Source organism: Empedobacter sp. R750, from assembly GCF_030324345.1.
In the GTDB taxonomy this organism is placed as follows: Bacteria; Bacteroidota; Bacteroidia; order Flavobacteriales; family Weeksellaceae; genus Empedobacter; species Empedobacter falsenii_C.
This window is the reverse complement of the sequence record NZ_JACAGF010000010.1, coordinates 135,943-154,895: the sequence shown is the minus strand read 5'-3', so window position 1 is coordinate 154,895 and position 18,953 is coordinate 135,943. Positions and strand designations below refer to the sequence as shown.

Annotated in this window: 18 protein-coding genes; 4 read left to right on the top strand and 14 right to left on the bottom strand. The window is 31.1% G+C overall.

The window, feature by feature from the left end; genetic code table 11:
- Positions 1–56: 56 nt before the first annotated feature.
- The 14 genes from HXZ74_RS11750 to ruvX form a co-directional block, all read right to left on the bottom strand.
- Complete coding sequence (locus tag HXZ74_RS11750; RefSeq protein WP_286475562.1) at positions 57–722, bottom strand: hypothetical protein; 666 nt, start codon at positions 720–722, stop codon at positions 57–59.
- 163 nt (positions 723–885) lie between these two features.
- Positions 886–2,586 (bottom strand): lysine--tRNA ligase, encoded by a 1,701-nt coding sequence (lysS, locus tag HXZ74_RS11745; RefSeq protein WP_286475561.1) that lies wholly within the window; start codon positions 2,584–2,586, stop codon positions 886–888.
- Between the two features lie 107 nt (positions 2,587–2,693).
- The gene (locus tag HXZ74_RS11740) at positions 2,694–3,674 is read right to left on the bottom strand and encodes a hypothetical protein (RefSeq protein WP_286475559.1); all 981 of its coding nucleotides are present in this window, start codon (positions 3,672–3,674) and stop codon (positions 2,694–2,696) included.
- Between the two features lie 76 nt (positions 3,675–3,750).
- Positions 3,751–4,689, bottom strand: a complete 939-nt coding sequence (locus tag HXZ74_RS11735) for a hypothetical protein (RefSeq protein WP_219034727.1) — start codon at positions 4,687–4,689, stop codon at positions 3,751–3,753.
- Between the two features lie 31 nt (positions 4,690–4,720).
- Entirely contained in the window at positions 4,721–6,097 is a 1,377-nt protein-coding gene (locus tag HXZ74_RS11730; protein ID WP_286475557.1) for a DNA recombination protein RmuC, read from the bottom strand.
- 112 nt (positions 6,098–6,209) lie between these two features.
- Positions 6,210–6,695, bottom strand: a complete 486-nt coding sequence (locus tag HXZ74_RS11725) for an ecotin family protein (RefSeq protein ID WP_286475554.1) — start codon at positions 6,693–6,695, stop codon at positions 6,210–6,212.
- 112 nt (positions 6,696–6,807) lie between these two features.
- Complete coding sequence (locus HXZ74_RS11720) at positions 6,808–7,332, bottom strand: CvpA family protein (protein WP_286475553.1); 525 nt, start codon at positions 7,330–7,332, stop codon at positions 6,808–6,810.
- Positions 7,332–8,492, bottom strand: a complete 1,161-nt coding sequence (locus HXZ74_RS11715; RefSeq protein ID WP_280062453.1) for a cysteine desulfurase family protein — start codon at positions 8,490–8,492, stop codon at positions 7,332–7,334. Before HXZ74_RS11715 ends, HXZ74_RS11720 begins: the two co-directional genes overlap by 1 nt.
- A gap of 85 nt (positions 8,493–8,577) precedes the next feature.
- Positions 8,578–9,396: a DUF4846 domain-containing protein gene (locus HXZ74_RS11710; RefSeq protein WP_280062454.1), complete on the bottom strand. Its 819-nt coding sequence runs from the start codon at positions 9,394–9,396 to the stop codon at positions 8,578–8,580.
- A gap of 21 nt (positions 9,397–9,417) precedes the next feature.
- Positions 9,418–11,409 carry an excinuclease ABC subunit UvrB gene (gene uvrB / locus HXZ74_RS11705; RefSeq protein WP_280062455.1) on the bottom strand — a complete coding sequence of 664 codons (1,992 nt, stop codon included), beginning with the start codon at positions 11,407–11,409 and terminating at the stop codon, positions 9,418–9,420.
- 338 nt (positions 11,410–11,747) lie between these two features.
- Positions 11,748–12,512 carry a nucleoside triphosphate pyrophosphohydrolase gene (mazG, locus tag HXZ74_RS11700; RefSeq protein WP_286475552.1) on the bottom strand — a complete coding sequence of 255 codons (765 nt, stop codon included), beginning with the start codon at positions 12,510–12,512 and terminating at the stop codon, positions 11,748–11,750.
- Positions 12,513–12,518: 6 nt separating this feature from the next.
- Positions 12,519–13,115, bottom strand: coding sequence for a DUF5606 family protein (locus HXZ74_RS11695; RefSeq protein WP_286475550.1), 597 nt, complete (start codon positions 13,113–13,115; stop codon positions 12,519–12,521).
- Positions 13,116–13,135: 20 nt separating this feature from the next.
- Positions 13,136–13,711 (bottom strand): peptide deformylase, encoded by a 576-nt coding sequence (gene def, locus HXZ74_RS11690; protein ID WP_286475547.1) that lies wholly within the window; start codon positions 13,709–13,711, stop codon positions 13,136–13,138.
- Between the two features lie 44 nt (positions 13,712–13,755).
- Positions 13,756–14,169, bottom strand: a complete 414-nt coding sequence (ruvX, locus tag HXZ74_RS11685) for a Holliday junction resolvase RuvX (RefSeq protein ID WP_038333513.1) — start codon at positions 14,167–14,169, stop codon at positions 13,756–13,758.
- A 91-nt stretch (positions 14,170–14,260) separates the two neighbouring features.
- On the opposite strand from ruvX, the gene HXZ74_RS11680 reads away from it, so the two are divergent.
- The 4 genes from HXZ74_RS11680 (at position 14,261) to HXZ74_RS11665 (ending at position 18,925) form a co-directional block, all read left to right on the top strand.
- The gene (locus HXZ74_RS11680; protein WP_286475546.1) at positions 14,261–15,076 is read left to right on the top strand and encodes a 2,3,4,5-tetrahydropyridine-2,6-dicarboxylate N-succinyltransferase; all 816 of its coding nucleotides are present in this window, start codon (positions 14,261–14,263) and stop codon (positions 15,074–15,076) included.
- A gap of 104 nt (positions 15,077–15,180) precedes the next feature.
- On the top strand, positions 15,181–17,082 hold the full coding sequence (locus HXZ74_RS11675) for a glycosyltransferase (RefSeq protein ID WP_286475544.1): 1,902 nt from the start codon (positions 15,181–15,183) through the stop codon (positions 17,080–17,082).
- Positions 17,083–17,135: 53 nt separating this feature from the next.
- The gene (fabD, locus tag HXZ74_RS11670; RefSeq protein WP_280062458.1) at positions 17,136–18,014 is read left to right on the top strand and encodes an ACP S-malonyltransferase; all 879 of its coding nucleotides are present in this window, start codon (positions 17,136–17,138) and stop codon (positions 18,012–18,014) included.
- 5 nt (positions 18,015–18,019) lie between these two features.
- On the top strand, positions 18,020–18,925 hold the full coding sequence (locus tag HXZ74_RS11665) for a GYDIA family GHMP kinase (protein WP_286475542.1): 906 nt from the start codon (positions 18,020–18,022) through the stop codon (positions 18,923–18,925).
- Positions 18,926–18,953: the final 28 nt, after the last annotated feature.

The following is an 18,953-nucleotide window of genomic DNA, read 5'->3' as shown; positions in this document are numbered from 1 at the left end:
TTGAAGAATTTAATCAACAAAAAATTAGTTATAAAAATGTAGCTTAACTAATACTCCTATTTTTGTTTGCATATCCAATTGTCTATCTCAATAAAACCAGTAACCATGTATGAATTTTCGTTTTTTGATTCAATTAATAAATCAGGTTTATAATCATTGTTAATATCTAACTCAACAATACCTTTTAAAGCATAAAGTTTGGTTTTATGATTTACTATTGAATCTATGAACTTTCCTTTTATATTATAATTAACAACCGTTTTATGTACAAAGAAGTCCTCTGGAAAGTACATTTCTTCATGTTTAGTATTTTTTAAATTATATACTTCAGGACTCCAAAAAAAAGAAGTTTTTTTCATCATTCTTTTATTAATTTCGATAATTTCTCCTAAATTATATATCCTTATTATTGATTTTACTTTATCATCAATTGTTTTAGGATTATATGTGTAATTTAAATTTACTTGCCTTACTTTATTTGATTTGGAATCGAAATTTACTGTAATATTCTTTAAGTTTTTATCGTCAACAATTGAAAACAAGTCAGAATTAAAAGATTTTAGCGATTTAAATTGTGCATTCTTTACAGGTGGAACTTTATAATAAAGTTCATTATAAGATTCAAATTCATAATTATTAAAAGTCTTACGAACTAAATATAATATATAAACTGCTGAAAGTACCAATAATAGAAAGGATAGAAATATAAATATCTTTTTCATTATTAATTTTTATTAAAATATCAATTGTAGTAGCTTTCATAGATACTTTAGTTGTATCCAATCCAGATTCATTATCATAAATATATGAATTAAAAAGAATTAAACATACAAAAAAAGCCCAACCGAAGTTGAGCTTTTAAAATATAGATGAAAGGGTAATAATTTACTCTCCTAAATATGCAACCGTTTTGGTATCACCATTTACAGTTACTTTAGTCAAGTTATATTTTGCTAAATTTTTCATTGATTTGTCCCATTTTTTACCGCTTAAAGCAGCTTTGGATTTTAATTCGTTCAAATCAATGTTTTCGTTAGCTTTTAAAATTTCAATAATTTGAGTTTCTTCTTCTGTCAATTCGTAAGCTGGTGCAGCTTTTTCTGGACGCATTTGAGGGAAGAATAAAACTTCTTGGATAGATGGATTATTTGTTAAGAACATAATCAAACGGTCCATTCCGATTCCTAAACCTGATGTTGGAGGCATTCCATACTCTAAAGCACGTAAGAAATCTTGATCGATAAACATTGCTTCGTCGTCACCTCTATCAGCTAAAGCCATTTGTGCTTCAAAACGCTCACGTTGATCGATCGGGTCATTTAACTCAGAATATGCGTTAGCAATTTCTTTTCCACAAACCATTAATTCGAAACGCTCAGTTAATTCTGGATTATCACGGTGTTTTTTAGTCAATGGAGACATTTCTTTTGGATAATCTGTAATGAAAGTTGGTTGAATGTAGTTTCCTTCACATTTTTCACCAAAAATTTCATCGATTAATTTTCCTTTACCCATCGTCTCATCAACCTCGATTCCCATTCCTTTAGCAGCCTCAAATAATTCTGCTTCAGATTTTCCATCGATATCAAATCCTGTGAAATCAATAATTGATTGACGCATTGTTACACGTTTGTAAGGCGCTTTGAAATCAATTTTATGATCTCCAAAAGTTGCTTCAGAAGTTCCATTAACAGTGATTGCACAATGTTCTAATAATCGCTCTGTGAAATCCATCATCCAGTTGTAATCTTTGTAAGCAACGTAAATTTCCATTGCTGTAAATTCTGGATTGTGCGTACGATCCATTCCTTCGTTACGGAAGTTTTTAGAAAATTCGTATACACCATCAAAACCACCAACGATTAATCTTTTTAAGTATAATTCGTTTGCGATTCTTAAATATAATGGAATGTCTAATGCATTGTGATGCGTAATAAACGGACGAGCTGCTGCACCTCCAGGAATAGATTGTAAAACAGGAGTTTCTACTTCCATGTATCCACGATCGTTGAAGAAATTACGCATTGCGTTGAATAAACGTGTACGTTTTAAGAAAATTTCTTTCACGTGTGGGTTTACAACCATGTCTACGTAACGCATACGGTAACGCAATTCTGGATCTGTAAAAGCGTCAAATACATGACCTTCGTCGTCAGTTTTTACAATAGGTAATGGACGTAAAGTTTTTGATAACAGCGTTAATTTTGTTACGTGAACAGAAATTTCACCCACTTTAGTTTTGAATTCATATCCTTCAATTCCAATAAAATCTCCGATATCCATCAATTTCTTGAAAATTGTATTGTACTCAATTCCTTCTTCAGAAGAAGAAATATCATCTCTCGAGATATAAACCTGTACACGACCTTCGCTATCTTGTAACTCAGCGAAAGAAGCTTTTCCCATTACACGAACACTCATCAATCGTCCGGCAAGCTTGACAACCTTTCCTTCTTCGTACTTTTCCTTAATTTCTTTAGAATTAGAAGTTACCACGAATTCTTCGGCAGGGTAAGGCTCAACGCCTAAGTCTCTTAATTGTTGTAGTTTTTCTCTACGAATAATTTCTTGTTCAGACAATTGCATAGTGAATATAATTTATATAAAATGAATGCAAAATTATGAAAAATAATCTTGATTCACGAAGTTTTTATGATTTAATAATGTAAGAATTATCAGTATTGATGCGAGTTTTAGTCTACTAACTCAAAACGACGCTCTAACGTGTAATCAGTATCTTGAAATTTCACTTTTTTGGTTTCGATACTATATGAAATCCAACCGTTATCTTTGATACGCGAAGTCGTTTTAACGTAATATTTTATGTCGTCTTTTAATCTTTTTTCAGATGGTTGTTCAGAACCTAATTTCGTTGCCAAATCTTTCAAATAGCTGTACCAAGAATTGGCCAACCAATCTTTATCGGCTTCCTGAAAACTTGACATAATGTAATTGGTTTGCGAAACTCCAATCTCATTCAATTTCAATTCTGTTGTCGCTGGAGTAGGAGAAGTGCTGAACAAATTGTCCATGTACGACTTATAAACAAAAGGCTCACTTTTTAAAGTAAAATTACTTTTTCCATAAAAATGATGGAATTGACGAATGTCTTTGTCAAATAATTTAACAATATTTTCTTCTGTAGAATATTGTTGAAGATTCTTTTTGATTAACGCAATCGCAGTAGGATTATCCAAATATTTATTCTCTAAATCTTCTGAAGATAAAACCAATTGTTTAATCGTTTTATCTAAATCTGTATAACCCAAAAATCGTCCGTCTTGGTCTATTTTAAAGGAAATCGAAACATTATTAACTAACGAAAAAGGATTATTTAAAAATGATTTTGAATTGAATTGTACATTTCTAAAATTCCACTTAACAATGGTTTCATTTTGATAGACATTTTCAACCTGAATAATAACGTTATAAGTATATTGTTCTTGATGCGAAATCGTATCATCTTCCAATTTCACCTCACTTGTTGTTACATTATATCGTTTCTCGTTTCCAATATTCCAATATGTTTTCGGGAAAATAATCGTTTCCTGAGGTGCATTAAAAATAGTATCATTTTTAACAACCGGTGAAATTGTATCTTGAATAGGATCTTGAGCGAATATTTTTATCGAAAAAAATAGAAAAAACAGATAATATGTAAAGTTAATTTTCATTTATAAGCAATCAAACTAATTCAAAAATAGAGCAAATTATCTAAAATGAAGTTTGAAATTCGTTAAAAAATAAAACTTAGTCATTTAAAAGTTTTATACTTAATTGATTAACTGTTTTCTTAGAACCGATGTTTAAGCTAAATAAATATTCAGATTTGATTAAAATTGAATTCAAATCGTATGTATTTTCATATTTCACTTTTAATTCAACTGTTTCAGAATATTTTTTGATTTCTTTTTTTACCTGTTCTTGCGACAAATTCAGTTTAGCATCATTCAGCATATAATACGCCATTTCTTCCCATAATTTTTCAAAATCATCTTTGCTCAAATTTTGGTCAGAAGCAATTGTATACGTACCTTTTTCTTTGTTGATGTCTTTTAGATAAGTATTTGTTGTAGAAGAAATTGGAAAACCAAAAATATTTTCCTGTACCGATTTTCCTTCATACGTTTCACCTAAACGAAAATATTGTCCATTAAAATAATTGAAAACATGAATTTCTTGCTCAAAAACATACGGAACATACGTTTTTGACTTGACCATTTCCTCGATGTACGCAATATTTGACTTATAATCATCAGATTTTTTGCGCTGTTTGCCAAGTTTATCTGTTATTTTAAGCAATTTTTCTTCAATCTGAGGAACATTTAATAATTCTAAAAATTCTCCAGAAGGATTTGTTGTGAATTCGTATTCTATTCCTTCAGAATTATTGATAAAATCGCGGTAAAATTCATCAGGATCATTGGATTGATTTTTACCATTTACAAATGTATACTTATTGGCAAAATCATTCTTGTCAACCAATTCCATCGATTTATTTGATTGGTTGATGACTTTAGAAACCGTGTCATTTACAGAAATCGAAAAGTTACGATCTGTAAATGAGTAGTTATATACTTTATTTAATTCTAAATTTGGTTTTACCTGTACAGATTTTTCTTCAAAATTCACCTGCGCAAAAATGGCAGGAGAGTATAGTAAAATCAAGGTAAATAGGCTTGTTTTCATTCTCTCTAAAAGTTGTACAAATATAGAATGATTATTGAATATCCAAGTTATTTATTGAACGAATCATTGTATCAATTGGCTTAGTTTCTGAAATTTCTTTTTCCATCAAAGTTCCACCGATTTCTTTCAGCTTTTTAACCTGCGGAATAAAACGATTTTCTAGCGAACCTATAGCTTTATTGTAACTTTGGGTTGCTTGGTTTAGATTATGACCAACAGTTGCCAAATGTTGTATCAAAACATTCACACGATTGTATAATTCTATCCCTGCATCTCGCATTTGATATATATTTTCCGCAACATTTAATTGTTGCCAGCTAAACGCAATTGTGCGAAGCATTGTAATCAAAGTAGTTGGTGTTGCAATAATTATTCTATTGTTTAATGCATCTTCTATCAAAGTTCGCTCCAATTCTAACGCAGCACCAAAAGAACTTTCAATTTGTAAATACATCACCACATAATCGGGCGCTTCTGTGTATTGATTCCAATAAGCCTTAGAACTCAAATTTTTTAAATGTTCGCGGACAGCTTTCGCGTGCATTTGCAAATGATGTTTTCTCAAATTCTCATCTTCCGTCTCAAATGCAAGCATATATTGGTTTAACGGAACTTTAGAATCGACAATAACTTTTCTATTTCCAGGAAGATTAACGATTAAATCTGGGCGAAGCAAACCATTTTCTGACTGAACAGAAGTCTGTTCTTCAAAATCACAAAAAGATGACATTCCAGCAAATTCAACGACACGACGCAAACCAATTTCTCCATATTTTCCTCTTGTGTGCGAAGTTTTAAGTGCAGAAACTAATGTATTGGTTTCTTTTTGCAATTTATCGGTTGTGCCACGCATCGAATCTAAGAAAACTTTAATTTCGGAATATGCGCCTTCTCGAGCTTTTTCGATTTCGGATATTTTTCCGTCAAATTTATTCAAGCTTTCATTCAATGGTTTGATTAACGAATCAATTGCTTGTTGACGTTTTTCTAAATCATTTTGAGAATTAGAAAAATGTTTATCCAATGTTGTTTTCGCTAAATCAAGAAATTGTTCGTTATTACTTTTCAAAACTTGAGCTGAAAGTGCTTCAAATTGCTCTTTTAATCGTTCATTAGTTTCGAGCATAAACGATTTTTGCTCTTCTACAGCTTTCATTGCTTCTTGATGACGAACCGTTAATTCTGTATTTTTTTCGCGCTCTTTTTGCCATTGATCCAAATTGAAATTAGCATCATCTTTTATTTCGATAAATTCATTTTTTAACGAATCATATTGTTTTTGAAGTTCTTGGTATTTAATTTCATTTCCAATGATTGCAGAATTTGCTTTCGATTTTGAATATAAAAAACTGATAACGGATCCAATGATAAAAAAAAGGATGGATGAAAGTATGATTGCGCTGTTCATAATCTTAAAATTTAAACAAAGGAACGATTTTATACGACACAATACGTCGTTATTAAAAATAAAATCATAAAAAAACGACTACTAGGAATCGTTTTTTGAAATATTGTTTTAATTAAAAATTATTAACTGTTTGTGCTTGATAGGTTGTATTGTCAGCAGTGAAAATTTTGTACTGAACCGAATAACCTTTTGGTGTGTAAATAACAATTGGTAAATTGCTATTATAATCTAACAATAACGGTTGAGAGCTAACAAATTTATTTTCAGGTTTAGCATTTAAACAACCCATATTTGTTGAAGCAACATTTCCATTTGTCGTGAAATTATAATAATCTAAATAACTTTTTACAGTTTTTTTATCTAATTTTCCATTCAAATTATATTGATTACAACCATCAGTTTCCATATATTTTCCGACATATATTTCGACTTTTTTATTTTGCGAATCATTTCCAACAATAGCTGGTAAATTGATAATATGTTGCTCGTTTGTTTTTGTTGCTTTAGGATATTGGTTGATATCTTGGTAGGCAGAATTCTGAGCAAAAGCAATAGTTCCTAATGCAAAAACTGCAGATAAAGTAATAATTTTTTTCATCTTAAATTAATTGTTTTTATCTCATTAGACAATTTTTGTGCCTTTTTATAAGATGGAATAGATAAATTAATGTTAAGAAAAAAGACAGCTTTTTCGGGCTGTCTTTGTATGATTATAAATGAATAGAATCTTGAGATTCTGTCCTTAAATTATCTTTTGTTTCGAAGATAGAATTTTTGATTACTTGAGAACTTTCGTTCAAAATTGGTAAAATCTGGCTTTCATCTTTTGTTTCTTTAAATCCTAATTCTAAAATTGGATCGATATAATACAAAATACTTGATGTTAAAAGTAAAGAGATTATTAATCCTAAAGCTGCTCCACCAAATCGATTGATGATTCCTAAACCAACTGCTTCTACTGTTTTTTGTGTTAAACTTGACGCTAACTTTATTGTAAAAAAAGCAATTCCAAATGTAATCACTAACGCAACCAAAGAAGTTAAGCTATCTGCAACAATATTGTACGAATCGACGTAAACTTCGATGATTTGATAAAATTTGAAACTTAACCAAATTGCAACAAAAAAGCCGACTAAACCAATTAATTGTGAAATAAAACCTTTGAAAAATCCGTTGATAAATCCAAAAGCTAACGCAATTAAAATTAGAATATCAAGTTGATTGAAATCAGTCATTAAGCGTTTTGTAATTGATGTTTTTCAGCGATTTTTTTCAATGTTCCAATTAAGATATCAATATCTTCTTTTGTTGTTTCGTATGAAAAAGATACGCGTAAAGGCGTCATTTGATCAATTTCTTCTTCTGTGTACAATGTTTGCATAACTAATGAAACTTTTGCTGCACCAGAACTGCACGCGCTTCCTTGAGAAACAGCGATACCAGCTAGTTCTAATTCGAATCCGATTAATGCATCATGAAATGGTAATTTGATGCTTAATAATGCATACAAACTTTTGTCTAAATCATCTGATAATCCATTGAAAGAAACGCCTGGGATAGCTGATTTTAATTGATCGATTGTATATTGTTTGATTTCTTTGATGTGATTTACATGAGCTTCTAACTCATCAATCGCTAAATCAAAAGCTTTCGAAAGTCCAACAATTCCGTATACATTTTCAGTACCAGAACGCATTCCTCTTTCTTGTCCTCCACCAGCAATCAAAGCTTTAAGATGAGAAGCTTTTTTTGCATATAAAAATCCAGCACCTTTTGGTCCATGAATTTTGTGCGCTGAGCAAGAAGCGAAATCCATTCCCAAATCTTGGAAATCTAAATCGTAATGACCAACTGTTTGCACCGTATCTGTGTGGAACAATGTATTATTTTCTTGACACAATTGCGAAATACGTTTAACATCTGTTAAATTTCCAATTTCGTTGTTGGCATGCATCAAAGAAACCAATGTTTTTTTAGATTGATCTTTAACCAATTCCTCTAATTGAGCATAATCAATGTCTCCATTTTTCTGAATATTGATACGGATTACTTCAACTTTTCCACGATATTCTAAATCTTTGATACTTTCTTGTACACATTTGTGCTCCATATCCGAAGTAATGATACGCGTAACATCTAAATCGTTTACACAAGAACGTATAATCGTATTGTTAGATTCTGTTCCGCAAGAAGTAAAATAAATTTCGGCAGGAGAAACATTCAAACGCTGCGCAATGTTCTTTCGAGCCATTTCTATAAGCGCCTTGGCTTCTCTACCAAAAACGTGGGTAGAAGATGGATTTCCGAAAACATTTCTCATCACATTTGCCATTTCGTCAACTACTTCTGGACGAATTGCTGTGGTTGCTGCATTGTCTAAATATACTCTTTGCATTATCGATTATTTACTGTATTGTTGTTTACTTTGAGGTTTTGAACAACAAATTTAAGTAAAATGTAAGGATTGAAAAAGTAAAATGCTATTTAAAACGCATCAAGTCCGAAGATAAAAATCTCCATTCGGGTGTAAGAAGTGTGCCTTCTTTTGCAATATACCATGGTGAGATTAAATCGTTGCTTGGATTAGAAAGAATATGAATGTCTTGACTTGGATAATAACTTTGAGCTAAAATGAATATTTTATTTCCATTTTTATCTTGAGCAAGATCCATCACAATTGCCGCATGATTTTTTATTGTTTCTTTCTGAAAAAAGACATCACCAATTTGAATTTCTTTGATTGAAATAGGTTTTAGAAGTTGAGCAATTGTTTGAGAATTGCTATTTTCTAAATAATGCGTCAAATAATCCATGAATTTTGGATAGGAATAATCTCCTTTTACAAATGTTGTATACGAAATTGGATTCGTTAAAACTTTCGCTAATTTATCTATTTCATTGTATTTTTTTTCACGGTAAAAATATTCTAAACGCAAGCTCATGATTGCATTTGAATTAAACTGAACATTTTTTTTGGGTTGTTCCAAATCTAAAACTCCAACATAAATATTGGGATTAGATTTTTTTTGTCCATCAAATGTATAAACAGGCGTATTGTTATTTTTTAAGGATAAATTATTTAACCATTTTTCAAAACCCATATAATTTTGATTTCTACTAAATTTTTCAGGAGTATCAAATCTCTTGAAAATCTTTAATTCACGTGTATGAATTAAACTGCTTTCTTCATTTTCAAGTAATTCATTATTTGAAGATGATTTTAAAATCTGTGTATTACAAGATGATAAAATGGTAAAAAACGATAGAGTTAAAAAAAATGTATTCTTAAAAATTTTCATTGAAATGTTGAAAAAAACGTATTAATCTTGAGTTAAAAGTTGAATTTGATCTCTTAATTCGGCTGCTTTTATAAAATCTAAATTTTTTGCAGCTTTTTCCATTTCTTTCTGCAATTTCTGTACCAATTTCTCTTTATCTTCTGTCGAATAATTTTCGTTAATCTCCGCTGCTTGTTGTATCAAATGTTTTTGTTCGTAAGGATTTTCTTCAAAATCTGCTGCAGCTAAACTTAGTTTCGTGATTTTTTTATTTAAAGCTTGCGGAACTTTATTGTGATCTTTGTTGTATTGCATCTGAATTTCACGACGACGATTCGTTTCATCAATTGTTAATTGCATACTATCCGTAATTCTATCTGCATACATAATTGCCAAACCATTCACATTACGCGCTGCACGACCAACCGTTTGCGTTAAGGAACGATGACTTCTTAAGAAACCTTCTTTATCAGCATCCAAAATTGCAACCAGAGAAACTTCGGGTAAATCTAAACCTTCTCTCAAAAGATTAACACCAACTAAAACATCAAATAATCCCGCACGTAAATCGGCCATAATCTGAACACGTTCTAACGTATCCACATCGGAGTGAATGTAACGACAACGAACACCATATTTTGTCAAATATTTCGTTAATTCTTCCGCCATTCGTTTCGTTAAAGTTGTGACCAAAACACGTTCGTCTAATTCCACGCGTTTATTGATTTCTTCCATCAAATCATCGACTTGATTTTGTGTTGGACGAATTTCAATAATTGGATCTAATAATCCAGTTGGACGGATGACTTGCTCTACAACAATTCCTTCCGATTTTTCTAATTCGTAATTTGCAGGCGTTGCCGAAACATAAATCACTTGATTTTGTAAAGCTTCAAATTCTTCGAATTTTAACGGACGATTGTCCATTGCAGCAGGAAGTCGGAAACCATATTCTACTAAATTCTCTTTACGAGAGCGGTCTCCACCATACATTGCATGAACTTGAGAAACTGTAACATGCGACTCATCAATCACCATCAAATAATCTTCTGGGAAATAATCTAACAAACAGAATGGACGAGTTCCTGGTTCGCGACCGTCTAAATATCTCGAATAATTCTCGATTCCAGAACAATATCCCAATTCTTTGATCATTTCCAAATCGAATTCAGTACGTTCTTGCAGACGTTTTGCTTCGAGATGTTTTCCGATTTCATGATAATATTCAACTTGCTTACCCAAATCGATCTGAATATCAGCAATTGCGCCATTCAAAGTGTCTTTAGAAGTCACAAAAAGATTGGCTGGGTAAATATTAATTTTATCTAATTTAGTTGAAGTTTTACCTGTTTCAACATTGAAAACAGAGATTTCTTCGATTTCATCACCAAAGAAATTAATTCTGATTCCATCATCCGCATAAGCAGGAAAAATATCTAATGTATCACCTTTGATTCTAAAATTTCCGCGTTGAAAAACACCTTCTGTTCTCGAATATAAAGCTTGAACTAATTTATGCAAAAAAGCTGTTCTCGAAATAATTTGCCCCGTTTCTATCTGAATCACATTTTTATGAAATTCTGTTGGATTTCCAATACCGTATAAACACGAAACCGAAGCCACAACCAAAATATCACGACGACCAGAAAGTAGGGAAGAAGTTGTACTTAAACGAAGTTTTTCTATCTCTTCATTTATTGATAAATCTTTCTCGATATATGTTCCTGATGAGGGAATATAGGCTTCTGGTTGATAATAATCGTAGTACGAAACAAAATATTCGACTGCATTATTCGGGAAAAATTCTTTAAATTCCATATACAGCTGCGCCGCCAATGTTTTGTTATGCGCCAAAACCAAAGTTGGACGTTGCACATCTTGCACAACATTCGCGATTGTAAATGTTTTACCAGAGCCTGTAACACCCAAAAGTGTTTGATAACGATCATTATTTAGAATACCATTTGATAATTCTTCAATAGCTTTTGGCTGATCACCAGTTGGTTTGAATTCAGAATTTAATTGAAACTGCATTTCACAAATTTACAAATTATTCAGATAAAAAAGGATTGTTATGAATTGTGATTTTAAATAGAAGTTGATAAAAAATAAAAAGGCGACTTTAAGTCACCTTTTCATCAAAACCACAAAAAAATGAGAAAACTGTTTACTTAGTAAACAAACTTCCTTCCATTATTACAAGCTATTGCCCGCTATAACCATTGCAAATATATGTCGGTTTTCTGTGCGTGCACAATAATTTGTAATACTTTGTTTTATTGGTGTCGATAAAAGTTATTTATAATAGTGTTAAAACGTCTGATTACAACGTTTTCGTGAATTTGAATAAATTTTATAGTGTCAAGTTTACACTAGCGAATTTTCGCTAAATTCCATAATTTATCTAATTCGGAAATGGTTAAATCAGCTATGTTTTGACCATTTTCTTTCGCGATTTCTTCTAATTTCTGAAAACGCGTGATAAATTTTTTGTTTGATCTTTCTAAAGCATCTTCAGAATTGATGCCATTAAATCGTCCATAATTAATCAAAGAAAACAAAATATCACCAAATTCCATCTCTTTATCTGTTGGATTTTGTTCTTCTTTGAATTCATTAATTTCTTCGATAATTTTATCAAAAACTTGATCAGAATTTTCAAATTCAAATCCAACACCTTTTACTTTGTCTTGAATTCGATATGCTTTTACCATCGCTGGGAGAGAAGTTGGAACGCCAGAAAGTACAGATTTGTTCCCTTCTTTTAGCTTGATTTGTTCCCAATTTTGAAGCACTTTTTCTTCTGTATTTGCTTCTACATCGCCATAAATGTGAGGATGACGATGAATTAATTTGTCACAAATACCATTTAAAACATCAGCAACATCGAAGTTGTTTTGTTCTGATGCGATTTTAGAATAAAAAACTAGGTGAAGAAAAACATCACCTAGTTCTTTTTTTATTTCATCCGAATCTTTTTCGATGATAGCATCCGAAAGTTCATAAATCTCTTCGATAGACAACGTACGCAACGTTTCCATTGTTTGTTTACGATCCCACGGACATTTTTCACGTAATTCATCCATTATATCCAACAATCTTTTGAAAGCCTGTAATTGATCTTTACGTGTATTCATCTCTAATTATTCAGCGTCTTTATCTTTTTTTGCTGTTGTTTTTTTAGCAGCAGTTTTTTTAGCTGGTTTTTCTTCAGCGTCTTTTTTGTCAGCAGCCTTTTTAGCAGGAGCTTTCTTTTTTGGTTTTTCTTCCACAGCAACTTCTTCTATAGCTTCTACTTCAGCAACAGGAGCTTCTTGTGCTTGTTGAGCAGCCATTGCAGCTTCTACAGCAGCTAAGTCGATGTTTAATAATCCGTTTTTGTGTAAGATATTATACCATTGGAATAATTTTTTCAAATCAGAATCATAAACTCTTGAATCGTCATATTCTGGTAAAACTTCTTCCATATATTTACGCAATTCTGCACCAGAAGTTTTGTAATCGATCGTTTCTCCTCCGTTTTCTTTTTTGTAAATTCTGAAGAAAACTTCAGCCAAAGGAAATTCTTGTGATACTCCGTAGATTGCAACGTTGTCTAATAAACTAACATTGTAGTTAGAAGCGATTGAGATTTTTTTACCTTTTTCTAAATCTTCAACAACAAAACCACCTCTTGTTTGAGAAACTAAACGGTATAATCCTGGTTTTCCTGAAATTGCGATAACTCTTGATAAATCCATATTCTATTATGTTTAAGGGTCTATGAAGGGAATTTCATTTTGTAACTCGTGTTTACTTTCCCTTTTGTTATATTTTTTAATTTATTACTTATTAATTTCTTTTTAAAGCTCGAAATATAGTCAATAAAAAGCTTTCCTTCCAAATGATCGTATTCGTGTTGAATAACTCGAGCGCGAATATCCGAAAAAGTTTCGGTATGTTTTACCCAATTTTCATCAAAATATTCTAAAGTTACCGATTCTGGACGTGTTACATCTTCGTGAATGTGAGGAATACTCAAACATCCTTCTGTAAAAGCCCATTCATCACCTTCAGAACTACCGATTTTTTTTGGATTGATGAAAACACGTTTGAAATCTTTCAACTCATTCTGTATATCTTCATAATCTTCATCTTCCTCAAAAGGAGAGCAATCTACAATAAATAAACGTATATCTTTTCCGATCTGTGGCGCCGCGATACCAACTCCGTTAGAGTCGTACATTGTATCGAACATATTTTGGATCAGTTCTTGTAAATTTTTATAATCTTGATCGATTTCTTGTGAAACTTTACGTAAGACAGGATCTCCGTAAGCTACAACTGGTAATACCATTTTCTGATCTTTTTTTATTAATTTAACGGCAAAGATACAATTTGTTATAGTTTATGTGATAAAAATGATTGTAAAATTATTACGGCACTCACTTTATCGACCATTCCTTTTTCTTGACGTTTTTTCTTTTTCATTCCTCCAGCAAACATTGCTTGCGAAGCCATTTTTGAGGTAAACATCTCATTTTCACGATGAATTTTAATCAACGGAAATTGTTCAGAAAATTTTTTCAAAAAAGGTTGAATTTGATTTTCAATCTCATTTAATTCTCCTGAAAAACGAACAGATAATCCAACTACAAGGTCAGAAACGTTTTCTTTCTCGATATATTGTTTCAAGAAATCCATCAATTTTGATGTATCAATTGTATCAACTGGCGAAGCTATAATTTGCAATTCATCGGTTACGGCAACGCCTGTTCTTTTTCCTCCGTAATCTAACGCTAATATTCGTGACATTTGGCAAATTTAAAAAAACGATTCAATAATAAATAATCTCTATGAAATCCCTTGATTATAATTTTTATATTTGTGGCTATTATTAATAAAGATGGAGAATTTAAAACAAATCATAGAAAAAGCTTGGGACAATAGAGAATTGTTACAAGATAATGCAACACAAGCTGCAATTCGTGAAGTAATTGAGTTAATCGATAACGGACAATTACGTTGTGCGGAACCAGTTGGAGAAGATTGGCAAGTAAACGAATGGGTAAAGAAAGCAGTTGTAATGTATTTCCCAATTCAGAAAATGGAAACGTTAGAAGCTGGAATTTTTGAATACCATGACAAAATGGAATTGAAACGTAACTATGCTGAAAAAGGAATTCGTGTTGTTCCAAATGCTGTTGCTCGTTATGGTGCGTATATTTCTTCTGGAGTTATTTTAATGCCTTCTTATGTAAATATTGGTGCGTATGTGGATGAAGGAACAATGGTTGATACATGGGCTACTGTAGGTTCTTGTGCTCAAATTGGGAAAAATGTTCACTTATCTGGTGGTGTAGGAATTGGCGGAGTTTTAGAACCATTGCAAACTGCTCCAGTAATTATCGAAGATAATGCATTCATTGGATCTCGTTGTATCGTTGTAGAAGGAGTTCGCGTAGGAAAAGAAGCGGTTTTAGGAGCAAATGTTGTTTTAACAGCATCGACTAAAATTATTGATGTAACAGGTGACGAACCAATTGAAATTAAAGGTTATGTTCCTGCTCGTTCAGTTGTAATTCCAGGTTCTTACACGAAAAAATTTGCTGCAGGTGAATACCAAGTTCCTTGTGCTTTGATCATCGGAACTCGTAAAGAGTCTACAGATAAAAAAACTTCATTAAACGATGCATTGCGTGAGCATAATGTAGCGGTTTAATTAGAATAAAATTTTATAAAATATAATCCTCAGCAGTTTTGTTGAGGATTTTTTTATTTTCGAATCAAACATATTTTAGTAGTTTTGCTTTATAACTATGTTTTATGAAAATTTTGATTATCCAACACAAGATGATAGGCGATGTTTTAATCACATCATTGTTGTGCGAAAATATCAAAAAAGCTTATCCAAATGCTATTGTTGATTATTTAATCAATAGTAATACTTTGCCTGTTTTAGAGAATAATCCGTACATCAATCATAAAATTGTTTTTGACGAAAAAGAAAACAAAGGCTTGATGAATTTGATTAAATTTTCTAAAAAAGTTAATCAAAATAAATATGATGTTGTCATTGATGCTTACTCAAAATTACAGAGTTGGGTAGATGTTTTTATCAATAATGCACCGAAAAAAATATCGTACAAAAAGATTGGAAGAACGTTTTTGTATACAGATAATGTAGAAAAACATGACGAACCAAATTCATATTTAGGTTTAGCAATCGAACATCGTTTGTCTTTATTGAAGCCTTTAGGAATTGAAACGCCTTTGGCTACAGAACCAAAATTATATTTAACAGAAGAAGAAATAAATTTTGCGAAAGATTTATTCACAAAACATCAAGTTGATACAACGCGAAAAACAGTTATGATTAGTTTGCTTGGTTCTGATCTTTCAAAAACTTATCCGTTGAATGAAATGGCAAAAATGGTTGATTTTATTGGTCAACATTATAATGTCAATATTTTATTCAATTATTTTCCGAAACAGTTACCGCAAGCAAAAGAAGTATATAATCAATTATCTGATGAAACCAAATCGAAAGTTTATTTTGAATTGTTGGGTAATGATTTGCGCGAGTTTATTGCAATTGCAAATGAATGTGATGTGATTGTTGGAAATGATGGAGGTGCAATTAATATGTCCAAAGCTTTAGGGAAAAAATCATTTATTATTTTTTCTCCTTGGATTGATAAAAAAGTTTGGGCAACTTTCGAAGATGGAATTAATCACACAAGTGTTCATTTGAAAGATTATTTTCCTGAAAAACTTGGAGATTTAAACAATCGTCAAATAAAAAAACAAGTAAATGAATTTTATTCAATATTTGATTTCGAGTTGTTTAAAGAAAAGTTAGAAAATTTTCTAAACAATAACTCATTGGATAGGCAATTAATAAGTAATAATAACGTTGAAATAGAAACTAAAAAAGAATATTCTATAGAATCAATGTCTACTAAAATTTCAGCTTTACTGATTACTTATAATGAAGAAAAAAATTTACATCGTTATTTAAATGATGTAGATTTTGCTGATGAAATTATTATTATTGATTCTTTTAGTACCGATAAAACAGAAGAAATTGCTCGTCAAAATCCTAAAACTAAATTTGTAAAACGTAAGTTTGATAATTTTACGAATCAACGTAATTACGGACTTTCTTTAGCAAAAAATGATTGGGTTACTTTTTTTGACGCAGATGAAGGAATCCCACTAGAATTAAAAAAAGAAATTGTTTCGGTTTTTAATCAGCAACCTACTTTTGATGCATACTTTGTTTATCGAAAATTCTTTTTTAAGAAGAAGCATATTAAATATTCGGGCATGCAAAATGATAAAGCTGTTCGAATTTTTAAAAAATCTAAATCTCAATATAAATCAGATAGAATGGTTCATGAGATTATAGAATGTAATGGTAGAACAGGTTATTTAACAAACAAACTTGATCATTTTACATTTGATAATGAAGAAGAATATTTAGATAAACTGAATAGTTATTCACGTTTGCGAGCACAAGAACTTCGTCTTAAAAATTTGAAACCATCATTTTATCATTATACCATAAAACCTGCTTATCGTTTTTTAAATTATTTCGTAATGAGACTTGGTTTTTTAGATGGAAAAGATGGTTATACAATTGCAAAATTACACGCAATTTCTGTTGCAAATCGTTATAAATATTTAGACGAAATTTATAGAAAAGAAAATCAAAACTTAGGTTAAATAAAGAAGTTTAAGATTTTATTATACATTTGTCATACATTAAAAATAATACAATGAAAGCATATGTTTTTCCAGGACAAGGTGCTCAATTCTCTGGAATGGGTAAAGACTTGTACGAAAATTCTGAAATCGCAAAAGAATTATTTGATAAAGCAAACGAAATCTTAGGATTTGATATAAAATCAATTATGTTTGAAGGTTCTGCAGAAGACCTAAAACAAACAAAAGTTACGCAACCTGCAGTTTTTTTACATTCTGTTATTTTAGCGAAAACTTTACCAGATTTTAAACCAGAAATGGTTGCAGGACATTCTTTAGGAGAAATTTCTGCTTTAGTTGCAAATGAAACGTTAGATTTTGAATCTGGATTAAAATTAGTGTACAAACGTGCTTTAGCAATGCAAGCTGCTTGTGAAGCTAATCCATCAACAATGGCTGCAATTTTAGGATTAGAAGACAAAATTGTTGAAGATGCTTGTGCAGAAATTGATGGAGTTGTAGTTGCTGCAAATTACAATTGCCCAGGTCAATTAGTGATTTCTGGAGAGATTGAAGCGGTTAACGTAGCATGTGAAAAATTGAAAGAATTAGGCGCAAAACGTGCTTTAGTTTTACCTGTTGGTGGAGCTTTTCATTCGCCTTTAATGAAACCTGCGGAAGAAGAATTAGCAAAAGCCATTGAAGAAACAACATTCAATACGCCAATTTGTCCAGTATATCAAAATGTAAGTACAACTGCCGTTACAGATCCTGCAGAAATCAAGAAAAACTTGATTGCACAATTAACTGCTCCTGTAAAATGGACGCAATCTGTACAAAATATGATTGCTGATGGTGCGACTGAATTTATTGAGGTTGGACCAGGAAACACTTTACAAGGTTTAGTGAAGAAAATAAACAGAGAGGTTGCGACTTCTTCGGCACAAATCTAAAATAAATGAAAACATACCGTTCCAATGGAAAATTATTCCTTATCGGGGAATATATTGTAATTGATGGAGCGAAAGCATTTGCATTGCCCACGAAATATGGGCAATGTTTGTTTGTAGAAAATTCATCAGAAACAGAAAATTTAATCACTTGGAAAGCGACAAAATTTGATAATTCTATTTGGTTTGAAGCTGAAATTAGATTGAATGATTTAGAAATAATTTCTTCTACAAATGATAAATTAAGTCAATCATTACAAATGATTTTAAAGCAAGCTAAATCGTTAAATCCTGATTTTTTCAATTCTAATAATAGTTATCAATGTTTAACGAAGTTAGAATATCCGCAAGAATGGGGATTGGGAAGTAGCTCGACTTTGATTGATTTGATTAGCCAATGGATTGAAATAAATCCGTTTGAATTGAATCAATTAACCTTCAATACAAGTGGTTATGATATTGCTTGTGCACATCGTCATCAACCGATTTTGTTTTCGAATAATCCAATTGAAGTAGAAGATTTAGAATTGAATTGGAATTTTAAAGATCAACTTTATTTTGTTTATCTTAATCAAAAGCAAGATACGCAAGCCGTTGTGGGAAATCATTACAAAAACAAACCAAAAGATTGGAAAATGATTCAGGATCTTTCTGATTTGGTTGTAAAAGCAACTAAAGTTGAACATTTATCTGATTTAAAATCTATTTTGGATGAATATCAAGAGCGATTAAGTGATTTTATGCAAATTCCGCAAGTTAAAGAATTATATTTTCCAGAGTATTTAGGAACTGTAAAAAGTCTTGGAGCTTGGGGAGGAGATTTTGTTTTGGTGACCTATAGAGAAGGAATGCACGATTATTTTAAAGAAAAAGGATATGAGATAATTATTCCATTTTCTGAAATGATAAAATAACAAAAAAGCAGATTTGATTTTAAATCTG

Coding starts and splice junctions, on each gene's coding strand:
- HXZ74_RS11750 (WP_286475562.1), bottom strand. CDS start 722: ATGAAAAAGATATTTATATTTCTATCCTTTCTATTATTGGTACTTTCA.
- lysS (WP_286475561.1), bottom strand. CDS start 2,586: ATGCAATTGTCTGAACAAGAAATTATTCGTAGAGAAAAACTACAACAA.
- HXZ74_RS11740 (WP_286475559.1), bottom strand. CDS start 3,674: ATGAAAATTAACTTTACATATTATCTGTTTTTTCTATTTTTTTCGATA.
- HXZ74_RS11735 (WP_219034727.1), bottom strand. CDS start 4,689: ATGAAAACAAGCCTATTTACCTTGATTTTACTATACTCTCCTGCCATT.
- HXZ74_RS11730 (WP_286475557.1), bottom strand. CDS start 6,097: ATGAACAGCGCAATCATACTTTCATCCATCCTTTTTTTTATCATTGGA.
- HXZ74_RS11725 (WP_286475554.1), bottom strand. CDS start 6,695: ATGAAAAAAATTATTACTTTATCTGCAGTTTTTGCATTAGGAACTATT.
- HXZ74_RS11720 (WP_286475553.1), bottom strand. CDS start 7,332: ATGACTGATTTCAATCAACTTGATATTCTAATTTTAATTGCGTTAGCT.
- HXZ74_RS11715 (WP_280062453.1), bottom strand. CDS start 8,492: ATGCAAAGAGTATATTTAGACAATGCAGCAACCACAGCAATTCGTCCA.
- HXZ74_RS11710 (WP_280062454.1), bottom strand. CDS start 9,396: ATGAAAATTTTTAAGAATACATTTTTTTTAACTCTATCGTTTTTTACC.
- uvrB (WP_280062455.1), bottom strand. CDS start 11,409: ATGCAGTTTCAATTAAATTCTGAATTCAAACCAACTGGTGATCAGCCA.
- mazG (WP_286475552.1), bottom strand. CDS start 12,512: ATGAATACACGTAAAGATCAATTACAGGCTTTCAAAAGATTGTTGGAT.
- HXZ74_RS11695 (WP_286475550.1), bottom strand. CDS start 13,115: ATGGATTTATCAAGAGTTATCGCAATTTCAGGAAAACCAGGATTATAC.
- def (WP_286475547.1), bottom strand. CDS start 13,711: ATGGTATTACCAGTTGTAGCTTACGGAGATCCTGTCTTACGTAAAGTT.
- ruvX (WP_038333513.1), bottom strand. CDS start 14,169: ATGTCACGAATATTAGCGTTAGATTACGGAGGAAAAAGAACAGGCGTT.
- HXZ74_RS11680 (WP_286475546.1), top strand. CDS start 14,261: ATGGAGAATTTAAAACAAATCATAGAAAAAGCTTGGGACAATAGAGAA.
- HXZ74_RS11675 (WP_286475544.1), top strand. CDS start 15,181: ATGAAAATTTTGATTATCCAACACAAGATGATAGGCGATGTTTTAATC.
- fabD (WP_280062458.1), top strand. CDS start 17,136: ATGAAAGCATATGTTTTTCCAGGACAAGGTGCTCAATTCTCTGGAATG.
- HXZ74_RS11665 (WP_286475542.1), top strand. CDS start 18,020: ATGAAAACATACCGTTCCAATGGAAAATTATTCCTTATCGGGGAATAT.